Origin of the sequence: Tistrella bauzanensis (assembly GCF_014636235.1) — a bacterium.
Lineage (GTDB): Bacteria > Pseudomonadota > Alphaproteobacteria > Tistrellales > Tistrellaceae > Tistrella > Tistrella bauzanensis.
Genome location: NZ_BMDZ01000224.1, coordinates 1 through 512, shown reverse-complemented (window position 1 = coordinate 512; position 512 = coordinate 1). Strand labels below are relative to the sequence as shown.

At 66.2% G+C, this 512-nt stretch carries 1 pseudogene; it reads left to right on the top strand.

What is annotated here, in order from left to right:
* Positions 1 to 512 (top strand): annotated as a pseudogene (locus IEW15_RS25695) (IS701 family transposase); the annotation flags it as partial.

Genomic DNA, 512 nt, shown 5'->3' with positions numbered 1-512 from the left:
ACCAAGCCGGTGCTGGCCATGGCTATGATTGAGCGCGCGGTAGCGACGGGCACGCCGTTCGGCTGGGTCGCCGCCGACAGTGTCTATGGCGTCGGCGGCCTGGAGATGTTGCTGCGCCGCCAGGGCAAGGGCTATGTGCTGGGCGTCAAGGCCGATCACCGGTTCAATTCCTGGGACAAGCCCAGGCCGGTCGGCGGCACGGCGCAGAGCATCGCCGAGGGGCTGGAAACCGGCGACTGGCAGCGCCTGTCCTGTGGTGAGGGCACCAAAGGCCCCCGTCTGCATGACTGGGCCTATCTGGAACTGGCCGACCTGGAGGCCGCTGACTATAGCGACAACAGAACCGGCCTGTGGACGCGGGGCCTGCTGATCCGCCGGCACATCGCCGATGGCGAACTGGCTTTCTTTACCACCTGGTGCCCCGCCGGAACCGGCATCGAAACCCTGGTCCGGGTCGAAGGCCACCGCTGGGCCATTGAGGACAGTTTTGAGACCGCCAAGAACGAACTTGG